13 protein-coding genes and 1 tRNA gene are annotated in these 17,989 nt (G+C 66.5%); 9 read left to right on the top strand and 5 right to left on the bottom strand.

Features of this window, described 5'->3' with window-relative positions; translation table 11 throughout:
* The first annotated feature begins 37 nt into the window (after positions 1-37).
* The 9 genes from uca to GV001_RS08690 all read left to right on the top strand — a co-directional run bounded on the left by uca (position 38) and on the right by GV001_RS08690 (position 11,522).
* Entirely contained in the window at positions 38-3,637 is a 3,600-nt protein-coding gene (uca, locus tag GV001_RS08730; RefSeq protein WP_160079242.1) for an urea carboxylase, read from the top strand.
* 141 nt (positions 3,638-3,778) lie between these two features.
* Positions 3,779-5,584 carry an allophanate hydrolase gene (atzF, locus tag GV001_RS08725; protein ID WP_160079241.1) on the top strand — a complete coding sequence of 602 codons (1,806 nt, stop codon included), beginning with the start codon at positions 3,779-3,781 and terminating at the stop codon, positions 5,582-5,584.
* A 123-nt stretch (positions 5,585-5,707) separates the two neighbouring features.
* Positions 5,708-6,775 (top strand): DUF2157 domain-containing protein, encoded by a 1,068-nt coding sequence (locus GV001_RS08720; protein WP_160079240.1) that lies wholly within the window; start codon positions 5,708-5,710, stop codon positions 6,773-6,775.
* The gene (locus GV001_RS08715) at positions 6,772-7,596 is read left to right on the top strand and encodes a DUF4824 family protein (protein WP_160079239.1); all 825 of its coding nucleotides are present in this window, start codon (positions 6,772-6,774) and stop codon (positions 7,594-7,596) included. Before GV001_RS08720 ends, GV001_RS08715 begins: the two co-directional genes overlap by 4 nt.
* Before the next feature lie 70 nt (positions 7,597-7,666).
* Positions 7,667-9,151, top strand: a complete 1,485-nt coding sequence (locus GV001_RS08710) for a sensor domain-containing diguanylate cyclase (RefSeq protein WP_160079238.1) — start codon at positions 7,667-7,669, stop codon at positions 9,149-9,151.
* On the top strand, positions 9,148-9,357 hold the full coding sequence (locus GV001_RS08705) for a cysteine-rich CWC family protein (protein WP_160079237.1): 210 nt from the start codon (positions 9,148-9,150) through the stop codon (positions 9,355-9,357). The genes GV001_RS08710 and GV001_RS08705 overlap by 4 nt, the downstream gene beginning before the upstream one ends.
* Before the next feature lie 3 nt (positions 9,358-9,360).
* Positions 9,361-10,053 carry a pseudouridine synthase gene (locus tag GV001_RS08700; protein WP_160079236.1) on the top strand — a complete coding sequence of 231 codons (693 nt, stop codon included), beginning with the start codon at positions 9,361-9,363 and terminating at the stop codon, positions 10,051-10,053.
* A 379-nt stretch (positions 10,054-10,432) separates the two neighbouring features.
* Positions 10,433-11,314, top strand: coding sequence for an alpha/beta fold hydrolase (locus GV001_RS08695; protein WP_160079235.1), 882 nt, complete (start codon positions 10,433-10,435; stop codon positions 11,312-11,314).
* Positions 11,315-11,448: 134 nt separating this feature from the next.
* Positions 11,449-11,522, top strand: a tRNA-Gly gene (locus tag GV001_RS08690).
* Between the two features lie 686 nt (positions 11,523-12,208).
* Here the strand turns inward: GV001_RS08690 and GV001_RS08685 are convergent.
* The 5 genes from GV001_RS08685 to hppD form a co-directional block, all read right to left on the bottom strand.
* Positions 12,209-13,669 carry a sodium-dependent transporter gene (locus tag GV001_RS08685; RefSeq protein WP_160079234.1) on the bottom strand — a complete coding sequence of 487 codons (1,461 nt, stop codon included), beginning with the start codon at positions 13,667-13,669 and terminating at the stop codon, positions 12,209-12,211.
* Between the two features lie 82 nt (positions 13,670-13,751).
* Entirely contained in the window at positions 13,752-14,402 is a 651-nt protein-coding gene (gene maiA / locus GV001_RS08680) for a maleylacetoacetate isomerase (RefSeq protein ID WP_160079233.1), read from the bottom strand.
* Between the two features lie 90 nt (positions 14,403-14,492).
* Positions 14,493-15,476, bottom strand: coding sequence for a fumarylacetoacetate hydrolase family protein (locus tag GV001_RS08675; protein WP_160079232.1), 984 nt, complete (start codon positions 15,474-15,476; stop codon positions 14,493-14,495).
* Entirely contained in the window at positions 15,476-16,615 is a 1,140-nt protein-coding gene (locus GV001_RS08670) for a homogentisate 1,2-dioxygenase (RefSeq protein WP_160079231.1), read from the bottom strand. Before GV001_RS08670 ends, GV001_RS08675 begins: the two co-directional genes overlap by 1 nt.
* Positions 16,616-16,811: 196 nt before the next feature.
* A complete protein-coding gene (gene hppD, locus GV001_RS08665) occupies positions 16,812-17,894 on the bottom strand; it encodes a 4-hydroxyphenylpyruvate dioxygenase (RefSeq protein WP_160079230.1) in 1,083 nt (360 codons plus the stop codon).
* Positions 17,895-17,989: the final 95 nt, after the last annotated feature.

Below are 17,989 nucleotides of genomic sequence, written 5' to 3'. Positions count from 1 at the left end.
GGCGGGACGGCCCGCCAACCCTTTCGAGGGCAAGCAGATGTTCGACAAACTCCTGATCGCCAACCGCGGTGCCATCGCCTGCCGCATCCTGCGCACCCTGCGTCAGCTCGACGTCAAGGGCGTGGCCGTCTACTCCGAGGCCGATGCCGCCAGCCTGCATATCCAGCAGGCCGATGAAGCGCACAGCCTCGGCGAAGGCCCGGCGGCCAACACCTACCTGGTGGTCGACAAGATTCTGCAGATCGCCAAACGCAGCGGCGCACAAGCCATCCACCCCGGCTACGGCTTCCTCTCCGAAAACGCCGCTTTCGCCGAGGCCTGTGAGGCCGCCGGTATTGCCTTTGTCGGCCCCACGCCCGAGCAGCTGCGCGTTTTCGGCCTCAAGCACACCGCCAGGGCACTGGCGAAACAGCATGGCGTGCCGATGCTGGAAGGCACCGAGCTGCTGGAAAACCTCGACGCCGCGCTCAGGGCCGGCGAGGCCGTCGGCTACCCGGTGATGCTGAAAAGCACCGCCGGCGGTGGCGGCATCGGCATGCGCGTGTGCAACAGCGCCGCCGAGCTGAGCGATGCCTTCGAGGCGGTCAAGCGCCTGGGTCAGAACAACTTCAGCGACAGCGGCGTCTTTATTGAGAAGTACATCCAGCGTGCTCGCCACCTGGAAGTGCAAGTGTTCGGCGACGGTAATGGTGACGTGCTTGCCCTCGGCGTGCGCGACTGCTCGGTGCAACGCCGCAACCAGAAGGTGCTGGAAGAAACCCCAGCGCCCAACCTGCCGGCCGGCATGGCCGACGAGCTGTGTGCGGCGGCGATCAAGCTGGCCAAGGCCGTGAATTACCGCAGCGCCGGCACCGTGGAATTCGTCTACGACAGCGAGGCCGAGCGCTTCTACTTCCTGGAGGTCAACACCCGTCTGCAGGTCGAGCACGGCGTCACCGAGCAGGTGTGGGGCGTGGACCTGGTGCGCTGGATGATCGAACTGGCGGCCGGCGACCTGCCGCCGCTGAGCCAGCTGGCGAAAAACCTAAAGCCCAGCGGCCACGCCATCCAGGCGCGCCTGTACGCCGAAGACCCGGGCCGCGACTTCCAGCCCAGCCCCGGCCTGCTCACGGCTGTGGACTTCCCCAAGGCCGATGGCAAAAGCCTGCGCATCGACACCTGGGTCGAAGCCGGCTGCGAGATTCCGCCCTACTTCGACCCGATGGTCGCCAAGCTCATCACCTGGAAACCAACCCGCGAGCAGGCCAGCGCCGCGCTGAGTCAGGCCCTGGCCGATACCCTGCTGTACGGCGTGGAGACCAACCGCCAGTACCTGCGCCAGATCATCAGTGACGCGCCCTTCGCCGAAGGCAATCCCTGGACCCGCTGCCTGGAAGGCCTGACCTACCAGGCGCATACCTTCGAGGTACTGTCCGCCGGCACCCAGACCACGGTGCAGGACTTCCCCGGCCGCCTCGGCTACTGGGCCGTCGGCGTGCCGCCGTCCGGGCCGATGGACGACCGCGCCCTGCGCCTGGGCAATCGCCTGCTGGGTAATGACGAAGGCGCCGCCGGCCTGGAAATCACCATGAGCGGCCCCGCCCTGCGCTTCAACACCGATGCAGTGGTGGCGGTGACCGGCGCGGAAATCCCCGTCATGCTCGATAGTGTTGCGCAGCCGATAAATACCGCCCTGCTGATCAAGGCCGGCAGCACCCTCAGCCTCGGCACCATCGCCGGTTCAGGCGCGCGCTCATATCTGACTCTGCGCGGCGGCCTGCAGGTACCCGAATACCTGGGCAGCAAAAGCACCTTCACCCTCGGCCAGTTCGGCGGCCACGGCGGCCGCGCCCTGCGTGCCGGTGACGTGCTGCATATCCCGGTTCTGAGCGACAAGGACAGCGGCGCGCAGTTGCCGGCAGCACTGTGTACTGCTCTGCCCGCCGTGCGCGAGCTGCGGGTGATCTACGGCCCGCACGGCGCACCGGAATACTTCACCCCGGCCTATATCGACACCTTCCTTGCCACCGACTGGGAAGTGCACTTCAATTCCAGCCGCACCGGCGTGCGCCTGATCGGTCCGAAACCGGAGTGGGTGCGCGACAGCGGCGGCGAAGCCGGCCTGCACCCCTCCAACATCCACGACAACCCCTATGCCATCGGCGCGGTGGACTTTACCGGCGATATGCCGGTGATCCTCGGCCCGGACGGCCCGAGCCTGGGTGGCTTTGTCTGCCCGGTGACCATCATCGAGGCCGACCTGTGGCAGCTCGGCCAACTCAAGGCCGGCGACAAGGTGCGCTTCGTGCCGGTGAATATCGACACCGCCCGCCAGCTGGCCAGGGCCCGTCAGGCGGAAGTGGCCGGGTTGCAAGCCGTACCCGTCGACTGGCAGCCGATCCCGCTGGAGCCGCCAGTAGTGCTGGATATCGGCAGCCTCGACAAGCGCCTGGTCGCCCGCCTCTCCGGCGATACCCACCTGCTGCTGGAAATCGGCCAGCCGGAACTGGACCTCGTCCTGCGTTTCCGCGGCCACGCGCTGATGCAGGCACTGGAAGCCAAGCAGCTGGATGGCGTCATCGACCTGACCCCGGGTATTCGCTCGCTGCAGGTGCACTACCAACCAGAAACCCTATCGCTGGCGCGCCTGCTGGCGGCGGTAATTGGCGAGTGGGATGCGGTGTGCAACGCCACCGACCTGCGCGTGCCGTCGCGCATCGTCCACCTGCCGCTGTCCTGGGACGACCCGGCCTGCCAACTGGCGATCGAAAAGTACATGACCACGGTGCGCAAGGACGCACCCTGGTGCCCGAGCAACCTGGAATTTATCCGCCGCATCAACGACCTGCCCAACCTGGATGAGGTCTATCGCACGGTGTTCGATGCCAGCTACCTGGTCATGGGCCTGGGCGACGTCTACCTCGGTGCGCCGGTGGCCACACCGCTGGACCCGCGCCACCGCCTGGTCACCACCAAGTACAACCCGGCGCGCACCTGGACCGCCGAGAACTCGGTGGGCATCGGCGGCGCCTACATGTGCGTGTACGGCATGGAAGGCCCCGGCGGCTACCAGTTCGTCGGCCGCACCCTGCAGATGTGGAACCGCTACCGCGAAGTCACCGCCTTCCACGGCAAGCCCTGGCTGCTGCGCTTCTTCGACCAGATCCGCTTCTACCCGGTGGGGGCCGAAGAGCTGCAGCAGATCCGCCGCGACTTCCCGCTCGGCCGCTTCGAGCTGCGCATCGAAGACAGCGAACTGGCCCTGGCCGACTATCAGGACTTCCTGGCCGAGGAAGCCGAGGGCATCGACGCCTTCCGCAGCCAGCAGCGCGCGGCGTTTTCCGCCGAACGCCAGCGCTGGATCAACTCCGGCCAGGCGCACTTCGAGGTCGAGGAAGTCGGCCCGGATATGGGCGAAAACAGCCCGCTCGGTGCCGGCCAGCACGGTATCGACAGCCATATCGCCGGCAACCTCTGGCAGGTGCAGGTCGAGGCCGGCAGCGCGGTGAAAGCCGGCGATGTGCTGGTGATCCTCGAGTCGATGAAGATGGAAATCCCCCTCACCGCCCCGCGTGATGGCGTGGTGCGTGAAGTTCGCGTGCAGCCCGGATCCCCGGTGCGCGCCGGGCAGCGCGTGGTGGTGCTCGAAGAAGTCTGAGGCAGGTTCATCCGTAGGGTGGGTTAGGCCGCAGGCCGTGACCCACCAACCGGCTGCGAGGCCGGCCCATGTGAAATACCCCGGTATCGATGGTGGGTTACGCCGCGTTGCGGCTAACCCACCCTACAAAGGAAGCCGACCATGCAACACGAATTCGATCTGCGCCTCGGCGCCCTGAAAGCCGCCTACACCAGCGGCAGCCTGACCCCGCGCCAGCTTATTCTCGCCCTGCGCGAACAAGCCGCTGCGCTCAACCCGGAGTTCCATCTGTTTATCCACTTGTTGAGCCTGGCCGAACTGGAGCCCTACCTGGCTGCGCTGGACGGCAAGTCAACCGCCGAGCTGCCGCTGTTCGGCGTGCCCTTCGCCATCAAGGACAATATCGACCTGGCCGGCGTGCCGACCACCGCTGCCTGCCCGGCCTTCGCCTATGTGCCCGAGACCAGCGCCACTCTGGTCGCCCAGCTGATTGCCCTCGGCGCCGTGCCCATGGGCAAGACCAACCTCGACCAGTTCGCCACCGGCCTCAACGGCACCCGCTCGCCCTATGGCGAATGCCGCAACAGCCTGCACCCGGCCTACCCGTCCGGCGGCTCCAGCGCCGGCTCGGCCCTGGCCGTGGCGCTCGGCGTGGCCAGCTTCGCCCTCGGCACCGACACCGCAGGCAGCGGCCGCGTGCCGGCCGCGCTGAACAATCTGGTTGGCCTCAAGGCGACCAAGGGCCTGATTTCCACCGCTGGCGTGGTTCCGGCCTGCCGCACGCTGGACTGCGTCACCTATTTCACCGCCACCGCGGCCGAGGCCAGCCAGTTGCTGGCGCTGACCGCCAGGTTGGATGCGCGTGACGAATACAGCCGCGCCAACCCGCTGTGGAACGATGCCAGCGCCTTCGGCAAACCCCGCGCGGGCTTTCGCTTCGGCGTACCTACGCAGCTGGAATTTCTCGGCTGCGCGGAAAGCCCGGCGCTGTTCGCCCGCACCATCGAACAACTGAAAGCCCTGGGCGGCGAAGCGGTGGAAATCGACTTCGCGCCCTTCCTCGAAGCCGCGCGCCTGCTCTATGAAGGCCCCTGGGTCGCCGAGCGCTACAGCGTCGCCAGCGCACTGATCGAGCAGCAGCCGGACGCCGTGCTGCCGGTGATCAAGGCCGTGCTGGAGAAAGCGCCCAGCGTCAGCGGCGTCGATACCTTCCGCGCCCAGTACCGCCTGCAGGCGCTCAAGGCCACCTGCGACCGCATCCTCGCCGAGGTCGATTGCGTGCTGACCCCGGCCTACCCACGCCCAGTGACCCTGGACGAACTGCACGCCGAACCGGTCAAGCGCAATTCGGACCTGGGCTACTACACCAACTTCATGAACATGCTCGACTACGCCGCCGTCGCGGTGCCGGCCGGGTTCATGCAAAACGGCCTGCCGTGGGGCGTGACGCTGTTCGGCCGCGCCTTCACCGACCAGTACCTGCTCGGCCTGGCCGACGGCCTGCAGCGCCAGCATGGTCTGCCGCTGTCCGGTGAACGCAGCCTAAACGCGCAAGTACCGGCCACAGTCGCCCGCAACGACCGTGCCCGCGTGGTGGTGTGCGGCGCGCACCTGGACGGCCTGCCGCTGAACTGGCAGCTCAGGCAGCGCGGCGGCCGCCTGCTGCAGGCCACCCAGAGTTCACCGGACTACCGGCTGTACGCCCTGGCCGGCGGCCCGGTGCAGCGCCCTGGCATGGTGCGGGTCGCCGAAGGCGGCGTGGCCATTGCCGTGGAAGTCTGGGAACTGCCGAGCGCCGAGCTGGGCTCGTTCCTCACCGGCATCCCCGCGCCGCTGGGCCTGGGCAAGGTGCAGCTGGCCGACGGCAGCTGGGAGACCGGCTTTATCTGCGAGCCCTACGGCCTGGCCGGCGCGGTCGACATCAGCCACTTCGGCGGCTGGAAGGCCTATCTGCAGAACCAGGCCTGAGGCTGACTCATGCGTTCTGCGTAGGGTATGCCGGGCAGCTGGCGGGGCCTGCGCTTCGGGTTTAGAGTGCTGACATTGAGGGAGTCGCCCGCTTGCCGGGGCACAGCACGCACAGGGAACCGTATGCCGTCACTCACCCGCGATCAGGCCCAGCACCGCGCCGACGATATCCAGGCGTTCTACCGCGAGGTGGAGCGCCTGCACGAGGAGCAGGCGCTGGCGCTCGGCGACCAGCAGCTGCAGCGCCTGCAACTGCATCACCAGGACTTGCTGGCGCAGTACCGCAGCAGTTTCGACATCGACCACACGCGGCAGAGCAAGCGCCTGTCGCTGAGCATGCGCATCGTCTCGCTGCTCGGCGCCCTGGCCTTGGCCGCCAGCCTGCTGTTCTTCTTCTACCAGTTCTGGGGGCTGTTCAGCGAGGCGGCGCAGGTCGCCATCCTGATCGGCTTCTCCCTCGGCAGCCTGCTGCTGACCTTCGCCATCCGCCGGCGCGACCCGTCCGGCTATTTCAGCAAGCTGGCCGCCCTGCTCGCCTTCGCCTGTTTCGTGCTGAACATCAGCATGCTCGGGCAGATCTTCAATATCACCCCCTCGGACAAGGCCCTGCTGCCCTGGGCCGCCCTCGCCCTGCTGCTGGCCTACGGCTGCAACGCGCGCCTGCTGCTGGTCGCCGGCCTGGCCTGCCTGCTGGCCTATAGCGGCACGCGGCTGTGCGCATGGAGCGGGTTGTTCTGGCTGGAAGCGGGCGAGCATCCGGAAAACTTCCTGCCCGGCGGGCTGCTGGCGTTCCTCCTGCCGCTGTTCGTCAGCCAGGCACGCTTCAGCGGTTTCGCCGCCACCTACCGGATCATGGGGCTGCTCGCCCTGTTCGTGCCCATGCTGGTGCTGGCCAACTGGGGGCATGGCAGCTACCTGCCGTTCTCCGCCGCCAGCATCGAGAACGGCTACCAGCTGCTCGGCTTTGTCGCCTCGGCCCTGGCCATCTGGCTCGGCACCCGCCGCGACTGGACGGACGTGGCGCTGACCGGCCAGCTGTTCTTCATCGTCTTTCTCGGCATCAAGATGGTCGACTGGTGGTGGGACGTGCTGCCCAAGTACCTGTTCTTCCTCCTGCTCGGCCTGGTTGCCGTGCTGACCCTGCTGGTCCTCGGGCGCTTGCGCCGCAGCCACAAGGAGGCCCGCGCATGATCACGCTCACCCCCCGGCACGGCCTGCTGGCCGGCCTCGCCCTGATCCTGCTGAGCAATGCCGTGGCCCTGGCCGGCGTCTGGTACAACCGCCAGGGCCAGGCGGAAAGCAGCCTGCTGCTCTCCGAGCGCGAGCTGCTGCGCGACCACGAGGGGCCCAGCCGGGAAAACAGCGGCCTGGCCCTGCGCCTGGACTGGCGCAGCCCAAGCCCGGCCGCCCCCAGCAACCGCTACGAACGCCGCCCCCTGCAGCAGGAGCAACTGCTGGCCCTGGGCTTCGCCCCGCTCGACGAACGCGACCCCGACTACCGGCAGCGCCATGGCAAGCGCCAGGTGCTGGTGGTACTGGAGCTCGATGGCCCGGCCTACCAGGCCGAACTGCGGCGCGCGGAGGCCGAGTTGCAGCAGGCCAGCCAGGCACTCGCCCAGCTACCGGACGATGAACAACTGCAGATTCGCGAGAAACTGGCGCGCGAGGACCTCGCCAGCGAACGCCAGCACGCCAGCCGCCTGTTCGCCATCGATGTCGGCCTGGATGCCGCCAGCCTGCGCCAGCGCTATCCGGACCGCAGCCGCTACGCCCTGGTCCCCGGCACGGTGAGCGCCTGGTGCGACTGCAGCGGCGACGTGCGCCAGCTGACCGGGCAGATCAGCCAGCTGCACAACAGCAGCCTCAACGTGCCGCATGCCTGGCGCAGCCTGCTGGCCGAGCGCCTGCCCGCCAGCTACTCCGACGAGCAGCGCCCCCGCTTCCAGGCCCGGGTCAACTATGGTCAGCGTCTGGAGCCATGGATCAGCGCCATCCACGGCCTCGCCGAATAACCCGCCAGGGCCGGTGACGCCGGCCCGGCCGGCGCGCTAGCATGGGGCCACCATTCCAGGGCCCCTATCCATGCCACTCAGTCACTCGCGCAAAGCCCAGACCCTGCTGCTCCTGCTGCTGCTCGCCCTGCTGCTCAGCGGCTTCACCGCCACGGCCCTGGTCAGCTACTACACCTCGCGCGACAGCATCCGCCACAGCATCGTCAACACCGAACTGCCGCTGACCTCCGACAACATCTATTCGGAGATCCAGAAGGACCTGGTGCGCCCGGTGGTGATCTCCTCGATGATGGCCCGCGACACCTTCGTCCGCGACTGGGTGATGGGCGGCGAGCAGGATCCCGCACAGATGACCCGCTACCTGCGCGAAGTGCAGGAACACTACGGCGCCTTCACCAGCTTCTTCATCTCCGAGAAGACCCACACCTACTACCAGGCCAAGGGCGTGCTCAAGCAGGTCAGCGCGAGCGAGCCGCGCGACGTCTGGTATTTCCGCGTGCGCGAGATGCAGGAGCCCTACGAGATCAACGTCGATGTCGACATGGCCAACCAGGACCGGCTGACCTTCTTCATCAACTACAAGGTCTTCGACTATGCCGGCAACTTCATCGGCGCCACCGGCGTCGGCCTCACCGTCGATGCCGTGGTCAAGCTGATCGACGACTACCAGCAGCGCTACGAGCGCAGCGTGTATTTCGTCGACAGCAGCGGGCGCATCGCCCTCACCGGGGCCAGCGGCGGGCCGCTGGGCGCCCGGGCCGGGCAGGCGCTCGGCAGCGTGGCCGGTCTGGAAGCACTGCTGGCCAAGCTGCCGCAGCCGCAAAGCGGCCACTACGACTATCAGGAGCACGGCCGCGGCCACTTCCTCAACGTGCGTTTCATCCCCGAACTGGACTGGTACCTGTTCGTCGACAAGCACGAGGAAGGCGCCCTGGCCGGCATCCGCCACAGCCTCTACCTCAACCTGCTGATCTGCGCACTGATCAGCGCCATGGTGCTGTTCCTGGTGTACCTGGCCATGCGCCGCTACCAGCGCCACATCGCCACCCTGGCCACCATCGACGTGCTCACCGGCCTGCCCAACCGCCGCGGCTTCAACCTGCTGGCCAGCCAGGCTTTGAACGAGGCCCAGCGCAGCCAGAGCCCGCTCTGCGCCCTGCTGATCGACCTCGACCATTTCAAGCAGCTCAACGACAGCTACGGCCACCTGGCCGGTGACGAAGTGCTGCGCGGCTTCGCCCAGACCCTGCAGGGCAACCTGCGCCAGTCCGACATCATCTGCCGCTGGGGCGGCGAGGAATTCATCCTCCTGCTCAAGGACACCGACAGCGCCACGGCGCGCCTGCTGGCCGAGAAGCTCCGCGAGCAGAGCGCCGCCAGCAGCGTCCCCTTCAATGGCGTCAACCTGCAGGTGAGCACCAGCATCGGCCTCACCGAACTGCACGACCAAGACACCCTCGACCGCCTGATCGCCCGTGCCGACCGGGCGCTGTACCGGGCCAAGCAGTCCGGACGCAATCGCGTCTGTGAAGAAACCTTCGAGCCGCAGGCATGACCGACAGCAGCCGTTGCCCGCGCTGCGGCCAGCTCAACCGTTGCGCCCAGGCCGGCAAGGCCGAGGCGGTGGAGGACTGCTGGTGCTTCCACAGCCCGGTCGATGCGGCCGTGCTCGACAGCCTGCCGGCCGAACAGCGCGACCGGGCCTGCCTGTGCCCGCGCTGCGCCCAAGGCCTGCCCGTCGAGCCGCAAGGCGCGGACTGAGCCGTGCGTCTCGACCGTTTCCTCAGCAACCTGGCGCAGTTCAGCCGTGCCGATGCCCGCCTGCTGCTGGCCGGCGGGCGCATCCGGGTGGATGGCGCCGCAGTGCGCGACGGCCGCTGCGAAGTGCGCGAATTCAGCCGCATCGAGCTGGACGACCAGCTGCTGCAGGCCGGCAAGCCGGCGCGCTTCTTCATGCTGCACAAGCCGCTCGGCGTGGTCAGCGCCACCTGCCACCCCGAACACCGCACCGTGCTCGATCTGCTCGACGAACCGGACAAACACGAGCTGCATATCGCCGGGCGCCTCGACCTGGGCACCAGCGGCCTGCTGCTGCTCACCAACGACGGCCTGTGGTCGCGTCGCCTGACCGAACCGCGCAGCCGCCTGGGCAAGGTCTACCGGGTCACGACCGAGCAGCCGATCACCGCCGAGTACATCGAGGTGTTCGCCCACGGCCTGTACTTCGCCTACGAGAACCTCACCACATTGCCCGCCGAGCTGCAGATCCTCGACAGCCACAGCGCCCTGCTGACCCTGCACGAAGGCCGCTATCACCAGGTCAAACGCATGTTCGGCCACTTCCAGAACAAGGTCATCGGCCTGCACCGCGAGCGCATGGGCCCGCTGCAACTCGACCCGGGCCTGGCGCCTGGCGAATACCGGGCGCTGAGTGCCGCGGAAGCGGCCCTGGTCTGAGCGCTACCGTCCGGCAGAAGTTGCAGAATCAGCCATACGAGTGACTTGCTTCGGTCACACAAGCCTGCTTGAATCAAATCCAAGGTCCGTAAGTGACCAGCAAGTCATAAGCAGCATCTAAGAACACTTTTTTGGTTGAGGGTGCCACGGCACCTGAAACGGGACTGCCCCCGATCGTACCGAAGCGCAGTGATGCCACTGCTCCTTGGTCGATTCCCGGACCGAAAAATCGCCCGCCAATAACAAGACCTGTCGGCAGACCGTACCCGTCGACAAGGGCCCCCACTTTTCCAGGCGCATGCCTACCTGTCCTGAAGCTCGTGCAGCTCGCGTTCCTGCGGCTGCGCGTCCGTAATACTGCACGTCAGGGGCATGCATCATGAAACCAGAAACCGCTGTGCTGGATATCCAGGGGCAATACCGGGTTTACACGGAGTTCTACCGCGCCGACAACGCCGAGCACACCATCATTCTGGTCAACGGTTCACTGTCGACAACGGCGTCCTTCGCCCAGACCGTCCGCTATCTCTACCCGCATTTCAACGTGGTGCTGTTCGACCTGCCCTACGCCGGCCAGTCGCGCGAGCACAACGAGCACACGCGCCTGATGACCCGTGAAGAGGAAGCCGACATCCTCCTCGAACTGGTCGAGCAGTTCGCCTGCGACCACGTGCTGTCCTTCTCCTGGGGCGGCATCGCCACCCTGCAGGCCCTGGCACGCCGGCCACGGCGCATCGTGCGGGCGGTGATCAACTCGTTCTCGCCGGTCACCAACCAGGCCATGCTCGGCTACCTGGAGCGCGGCGTGACAGTGATGAAGGCGTGCGACCGCGAGAGCGCCGGCCTGCTGCTCAACGGCACCATCGGCAAACACCTGCCGTCGCTGTACAAGCGCTACAACCATCGCCACCTGACCAGCCTGGAAAGCTACGAATACCAGCAGATGTGCTTCCACGTGGAGAACGTGCTGAACATGGAAGGGCGTTCCTGCACCAGCTTCGCCGCGGAAATCGAGATTCCCACGTTGTTCGTCAACGGCGAGTGGGACGAGTACACCACGGTCGAAGATGCCCGCCTGTTCGCCCAGTACGTGCGCCACAGCGAGTTCCGCAGCATCGACAAGGCCGGCCACTTCCTCGACATGGAGCACAAGGGCGCCTGGCTGCAGACCCGCGACACCCTGCTGGGCTACCTGCAACAACCGCTGGGCCAGCGCCCGCGCAGTGTGGCCATGGGCGAGAGTGCCGCCCTCGCCGGCTGAACCCCGTTGCCGCCGGCAGCCCGGCAAGGCCCCGCCGCGGCTGCCAGCGGCAACGCCGTGCCCCGCGACGCAGGTATTTCTTGCGCCGTGGCTTCACCTCGGCAAGTGATTCTGGTACAAAGTCACCCGCTCAAGCGGGCGTCGTATAATGGCATTACCTGAGCTTCCCAAGCTCATGACGAGGGTTCGATTCCCTTCGCCCGCTCCAGAACAAGCGCTGCCCTACAGGCCGTGTGTAAACATCCTGATTGCAGACCACAGCAACGCCCCGACTGGTTTGGGGCGTTGCTGTTTCTGGGTAGTGGAAAACGAGGGGCAGCCCATCAGCTCGAGGTGACCGACCGGCGCTTGGCTTTGCTGCACCGCACCTGCAACAGGCGGGCGCCGCAAGCTGTGCGGGCAGCATGGATACGCTGCGTATCGCCACTCCGATTGCGACGGGTCGCCTGGAAGACCGCACATTACTTTTACGGAAGCCGGCAATGTTGTTGAAGTCCGATGCCAACCGGCCGGCCGAGCAGCCATGTCACCTCGACATTGCACCACCGCCCGGCTTCCAGTCGGCGCCAGGAGCGAATGAGCTGAAACTAACCTGAGCTGGTCCGCCGGATCGCAGGCTGGGCGAGCGGCCTTCTGCGGTTGCGCCTTGCAGAAGCTCAGCACCGGCAGGGCCGCCGAAGCACCTAGGCCTCGATCACCCGCACCAGGTGATCCTCGGGAGCCGGTTCGTCCAGCATCGGTGGAAACAGGCTGCTCTGCGGACGCTCTTGTCCCTGGAGGCAGCCCATAAACGACAATGCCCGTATCGGCCGATACGGGCATTGCCTGCAACCCGGCCGCACGGCCAGGTTTTCACACAGCCCGTCTAACAGGGCCTTCATCCATCACAGGGTCTTAGCGCAGCGCCAGCTCATGGCGCACGCGCGGCGCCAGCAGTTCGCCGAGCAGGGCCAGGGCGCCAATCGCGCCGGCGATCCAGTACCACTGGGCGATCGGGTCGAAGCCCAGCCAGCCGAGGGCGTGCAGGAACACCATGAGGATCAGCACCGGGCTGACGTAGCGCACCATGAACAGCCACAGGGCATAGCCGGCCGGAGCCAGACCCAGTTCGTCACGCATGATCTCGCTGCGCAGGCAGTAGCCGGCGAGGATCACCATGCAGATACCGCCCAGCGGCATCATCCAGCGCGAGGTCAGGTAGTCCAGGCCATCGAACAGGGTAAAGCCGAACAGCTTCCACTCGGCACCGAGGTTGAACGAGAGCATCGCCAGCAGGCTGATCACCAGCAGCAGCGCACCGGAACCGGCGGCCGCCTTGACCCGGCTGATGCCGTGCTTCTCGTTGAGGTAGGCGACCAGCGCCTCGATCATCGAGATAGCCGAGGTCAGCGCGGCGACCGAGACCATGGCGAAGAACAGCACGCCGAATACGGTGCCGAATGGCATCTGCTGGAAGGCCAGCGGCAGGCTCATGAAGATCAGGCCAGGGCCGGCGCTGGGGTCCATGCCATTGGCGAAGATCACCGGGAAGATCGCCAGCCCCGCCAGCAGCGCCACGCAGGTGTCGGCGATGGCGACGATGAAGGTGGTGCGGGCGATGGACTGGCCGTCCGGGATATAGGAGCCATAGGTGAGGATGGCGCCGGAAGCCAGGCTGAGGGTGAAGAAGGCATGGCCGAGGGCCGCCAGCAGCGCTTCGCCGGTGATCTTCGAGGCATCGAAGGTGAACAGGAAGGCAAAACCCTGGCTAAAGCTGCCGCTGGTCCAGGCATAGCCGACCAGCACGATCAGCATCAGCGCCAGCCCCGGCATCATCCAGCGGAAGGCCTTCTCCACCCCGGCCTGCACGCCCTTGCCGACGATCCACAGGGTCAGCAGCGCCACCAGCACGCTCCAGCCACCGAGTTGCCAGGGGCTGGCGTTGTGCGTTTCGAATACCTTGGCCAGGGCATCCACGCTGGGCGCGGCCAGGGCCCCGGAGGCCATCTTCCACGTGTAGGCGAAGGCCCAGCCGGCCACCACCACGTAGAAACACAGGATCATGAAGCCGGCGAGCATGGCCATCAGGCCGACGCTCTTCCACAGCGGGTTACTGTTGTTCTCGCGCACCACGCGGGCGATGGCGTCGATCGGGCTGCCGCGGCCACGCCGGCCGAGGGCGATCTCGGTCATCATCACCGGAATGCCGATGGCCAGGATGCAGGCCAGGTACATCAGGACGAAGGCACCACCGCCGTATTCGCCGGTGATGTAGGGGAATTTCCAGATATTGCCCAGGCCCACGGCGGAGCCGGTTGCAGCGAGGATAAAGCCCCAGCGCGAGAGCCAGAGGTTCTTCGGTTTTTCACGGGTCATGCGTCACCTGTTGTTTTTATCGTGACGGGGATCGAACCCGCCGCGCTTGTGGCACGGCGGAGCTAGGCAAGGTGGGTGTTCCTTATTGCGCGTCGGGCTGCACCTCCGGAGCCGCCAGTTTGAAGGCTTCGAGGGTTTCGCAACGCGTCGCGATAGCAAGGATGCGCGGATAGCCACTGAGGTCACAGGCGAAGCGCCGCGCGTTGTACAGCTGCGGGATCAGGCAGGCTTCCAGGTAGCCGGGGCGCTCGCCCAGCGACAGGCGCTCGTCGAACACGGCCAGGCCCTGCTCCACCGCCGCCAGGCCCTGGTCGACCCAGTGGCGGTACCAGGCGTTCTTCGCCTCGTCGCTGGCGCCCAGCTCAGTGGACAGGTACTGCAGCACGCGCAGGTTGTTCAGCGGGTGGATGTCGCAGGCGATATGCAAAGCCAGGGCGCGCACCTGGGCGCGCAGGGCCGGGTCGGCCGGCAGCAGCGCCGGCACCGGGAACACCTCGTCGAGGTATTCGAGGATGGCCAGCGACTGGGCAATGCGCACCCCGCCATTACCGGCATCCACCAGCAGCGGCACCAGTCCCTGCGGGTTGAGCGCCCGATAGTCGGGCGCATGCTGCTGGCCGCCATCCTTGACCAGGTGCACCGGCACCTGCTGGTAGGCCAGGCCCTTGAGGCCCAAGGCGATGCGTACCCGGTAGGCGGCGCTGGAGCGCCAGTAGGAATAGAGCGTCAGCATGGCAAACGTCCCTGTAGGAGCCAGCTTGCTGGCGATATTCTTGCTAGCGCCGGATCGCCAGCAAGCTGGCTCCTACGCATGCGGCAGCAATCAGCGCGCATAGCGCTCCACCGCCTGGTCGATGGCGCCGAAGATGCTGTGGCCGCTGGCGTCGAACATCTCGATGCGCACGCGGTCGCCGAACTTGAGGAACGGCGTTTTCGCCTCGCCGCTCTCGACGATCTCCAGCATGCGTTTCTCTGCCAGGCAGGACGAGCCGGCGCTGCGGTCGTAATTGGACACGGTGCCCGAGCCGATGATGCTGCCGCTGCCCAGCGGGCGGGTCTTGGCGGCGTGGGCAACCAGGGTCGGGAAGTTGAAGGTCATGTCCACGCCGGCATCCGGCTGGCCGAACAGCGCGTCGTTGATGTGCGAGACCAGCGGGCGATGCACCTTGCCGTCTTTCCAGGCGTCGCCCAGCTCGTCCGGGGTCACCGCCACTGGAGAGAAGCTCGACGACGGCTTGCTCTGATAGAAGCCAAAGCCCTTGGCCAGCTCGCCGGGAATCAGGTTGCGCAGCGACACGTCGTTGACCAGCATCAGCAGCTGGATATGCCCGGCCGCCTCGGCCGCGCTGGCGCCCATCGGCACGTCGTCGGTGATCACCGCCAGCTCGGCTTCCAGGTCGATTCCCCAGGCCTCGTCGGCCATCAGGATCGGGCTATGCGGCGGGATAAAGCTGTCGGCGCCGCCCTGGTACATCAGCGGGTCGTGCCAGAAGGATTCCGGCATCTCGGCGCCACGGGCCTTGCGCACCAGCTCGACGTGGTTGACGTAGGCACTGCCATCGGCCCAGTGATAGGCACGCGGCAGCGGGCTGTGGCAGGCGGCCTGGTCGAAGCAGAAAGCGTCCGGCTCCAGGCCATCGTTGAGGCGCTGGTAGGTCGCCTCCAGCTGCGGGCGCTTGATCGCCCAGTCGTCCAGGGCGACCTGCAGGGTGGCGGCGATCTGCGGCACCTTGACCGCGCGGTTCAGGTCGCGGGATACGACGACGAGTACGCCGTCGCGGCCTTGATTGAGAGAAGCGAGTTTCATCAGGATTCCTTGCCCGGCGCACGCCAGGAGTTCACGTATTCGGGGACGTCCACGCCAGCGGCGGCTTCGGCCACCTCCAGGGCGCGGCGGGTGTCGATCATCACCGCCACTTCCTCGGCGAAGGTCGCCGGGTCGTCCTGGGCCTTTTTCAGCGCCTTCGGATGCGGGCCGTGGGGGAAGCCGCAGGGGTGGAAGGTGACCATCCCGGCCTCGATGTTGTCGCGGCTGAAGAAGTTGCCGCGGTGGTAGAACAGCACCTCGTCGTAGTCGTCGTTGTTGTGGAAGAACGGCACCTTCAGCGCGCCCGGATCGGACTCGATCGGCCGCGGGGTGAAGGTGCAGACGACGAAGCCATTGGCGACGAAGGTGGTGTGCGCCGACGGCGGCAGGTGGTAGCGGTGGCTCATCAGCGGGCGGATGTCGCGCCAGTTCAGACGCACCACCGTGTTGTCGCCGTGCCAGCCGACCACATCCAGCGGGTTGTACGGATAGGTCACCGTGCTGATCTGGCCACGGCGCTTGATCCGGACCTGCCAGGGGTTTTCGTCCTGCTGGGCCTTGAAGGCGGCGTCGATGCGCGGATGATCGAGCACCGCCGGGTCGAAGATCGCCTGCGGGCCGAGCAGGCCCTTGTCCGGCAGCTGGTAGGCGCCATCGGTGTTCTCGATCAGCAGGAAGTGGCTGGGTGCCGTCGGCTCGATGCGCCAGGCGGTGCCGCGCGGGATCACCAGGTAGTCGCCGTCGCGGTATTCCAGGTGGCCGAAGTCGCAGTAGAAGTGCCCGGCGCCGTCATGCACGAACAGCAGCTCGTCGCCGTCGCTGTTGCGCGCCAGGTGGCGCATGGCGCCGTGGGTCTTCCACACGCGCAGCTTCACATCGGCGTTGTGCAGGCACAGCGGCGCCTCCAGCGGACAGTCGCGCTCGCTGGCGATGCGGTTGAAGTTGAACGCGTGCGGGCGCAGCGGGCCCTGCCAGTCGATCCAGCCGGTCGGCGGATGCTTGTGGTGCAGCTGGGTTACCGGGCCGAAGAAGCCCTCGCGGCCCATCTCGCGCTCGTAGGTGCCCTGCGGGAAATCGCAGTGCGCCTGGCGCGAACACTCGCCTTCACGCAGGGGAAAGCTGATCCAGTTACGGCTCATGGCCGGTGTCTCCTCGATTCGACGTTTGCCCGTAGGGTGGGTTAGGCGCAAGCACGATGATCGGGATCGTGCGTAGTAGCCGGTGCGACGTAACCCACCATTGCTGCGCCGGATCGGTGGGTTACGCGGCGCCCATGCATCGCAATATCCGACTCTTCAATGGTTAGCGCCGCTAACCCACCCTACGGTTTTTTGCTCATTCGGCCTTGATCACGCCGCGCTTGATCTGGTCTTCCTCGATGGACTCGAACAACGCCTTGAAGTTGCCTTCGCCGAAGCCCTGGTTGCCCTTGCGCTGGATGATCTCGAAGAAGATCGGGCCGATCACCGTGTGGGTGAAGATCTGCAGCAGGATGCCGTCGTCGCCCGGGGCGCCGTCGATCAGGATGTTCAGCTCGCGCAGCACCTCGGTCGGCTCGCCATGCCCGGCCACGCGGCTGTCGACCTTGGCGTAGTAAGTGTCCGGGGTGCTGAGGAACTCCACGCCGTTGGCGCGCAGCTGGCGCACGGTGGCGTAGATGTCGTCGGTGCTCAGGGCAATGTGCTGGATGCCTTCGCCGTGGTACTCGCGGATGAATTCCTCGATCTGCGACTTGTCGTCGGCCGACTCGTTGATCGGGATGCGGATCTTGCCGCACGGCGCGGTCATGGCCCGCGACAGCAGGCCGGTGAGCTTGCCTTCGATGTCGAAGTAGCGGATCTCGCGGAAGTTGGCGATGCGCTCGTAGAAGCTCGACCAGACGTCCATCTGCCCGCGCTTGACGTTGTGGGTCAGGTGGTCGATGGCCTGCAGGCCGACCGCGTGGTCGTTCGGCGTGCGGCCTTCGATGTACTCGAAGTCGACGTCGTAGATGGTCTTGTCGCCATAGCGGTCGACCAGGTACAGCAGGGAGCCGCCGATGCCCTCGACGCAGGGGATGTTCAGCTCGCCGAAGTTGGCGTGGCTGCCGACCAGGGTGGCGCCCTGGGACTCGACATAGGCGGCGGCCTGGGCCGCGTTCTTCACCCGGAAGGCCATGGCGCAGGCACTCGGGCCGTGCTTCAGGCCGAACTCGCGCACATGGCCGGTGGGGCTGCCGTTGAGGACGAAGTTGATGCCGTTCTGCTGGAACAGCCAGACTTGCTTGGAGCGGTGCTTGGCGGTTTCGGTGAAGCCCATGGCGGTGAACAGCTGGCGCAGCTGCTCGATGCCTTCCGGGGTCGGGGCGGTGTATTCGACGAACTCGAAACCGTCGGTACCGATGGGATTGTGCTGCTCGATCTTGGCCACGGCGTTCATCCGGCCTCCTCGTTGTTGTTGTAGGCATGCGCCCTGCCCTGGCGGCAGCGCGCTGTGGATAGCCCCATGACAACCCGCGGCAGGGGTGCGGACAA

Origin of the sequence: Pseudomonas sp. 8AS, assembly GCF_902506505.1 — a bacterium.
Classification (GTDB): Bacteria; Pseudomonadota; Gammaproteobacteria; order Pseudomonadales; family Pseudomonadaceae; genus Aquipseudomonas.
The sequence above is the reverse complement of the archived record's forward strand: the minus strand, read 5'-3'. Positions and strand labels throughout refer to the sequence as shown.

Coding starts and splice junctions, on each gene's coding strand:
- uca (WP_160079242.1), top strand. CDS start 38: ATGTTCGACAAACTCCTGATCGCCAACCGCGGTGCCATCGCCTGCCGC.
- atzF (WP_160079241.1), top strand. CDS start 3,779: ATGCAACACGAATTCGATCTGCGCCTCGGCGCCCTGAAAGCCGCCTAC.
- GV001_RS08720 (WP_160079240.1), top strand. CDS start 5,708: ATGCCGTCACTCACCCGCGATCAGGCCCAGCACCGCGCCGACGATATC.
- GV001_RS08715 (WP_160079239.1), top strand. CDS start 6,772: ATGATCACGCTCACCCCCCGGCACGGCCTGCTGGCCGGCCTCGCCCTG.
- GV001_RS08710 (WP_160079238.1), top strand. CDS start 7,667: ATGCCACTCAGTCACTCGCGCAAAGCCCAGACCCTGCTGCTCCTGCTG.
- GV001_RS08705 (WP_160079237.1), top strand. CDS start 9,148: ATGACCGACAGCAGCCGTTGCCCGCGCTGCGGCCAGCTCAACCGTTGC.
- GV001_RS08695 (WP_160079235.1), top strand. CDS start 10,433: ATGAAACCAGAAACCGCTGTGCTGGATATCCAGGGGCAATACCGGGTT.
- GV001_RS08685 (WP_160079234.1), bottom strand. CDS start 13,669: ATGACCCGTGAAAAACCGAAGAACCTCTGGCTCTCGCGCTGGGGCTTT.
- maiA (WP_160079233.1), bottom strand. CDS start 14,402: ATGCTGACGCTCTATTCCTACTGGCGCTCCAGCGCCGCCTACCGGGTA.
- GV001_RS08675 (WP_160079232.1), bottom strand. CDS start 15,476: ATGAAACTCGCTTCTCTCAATCAAGGCCGCGACGGCGTACTCGTCGTC.
- GV001_RS08670 (WP_160079231.1), bottom strand. CDS start 16,615: ATGAGCCGTAACTGGATCAGCTTTCCCCTGCGTGAAGGCGAGTGTTCG.
- hppD (WP_160079230.1), bottom strand. CDS start 17,894: ATGAACGCCGTGGCCAAGATCGAGCAGCACAATCCCATCGGTACCGAC.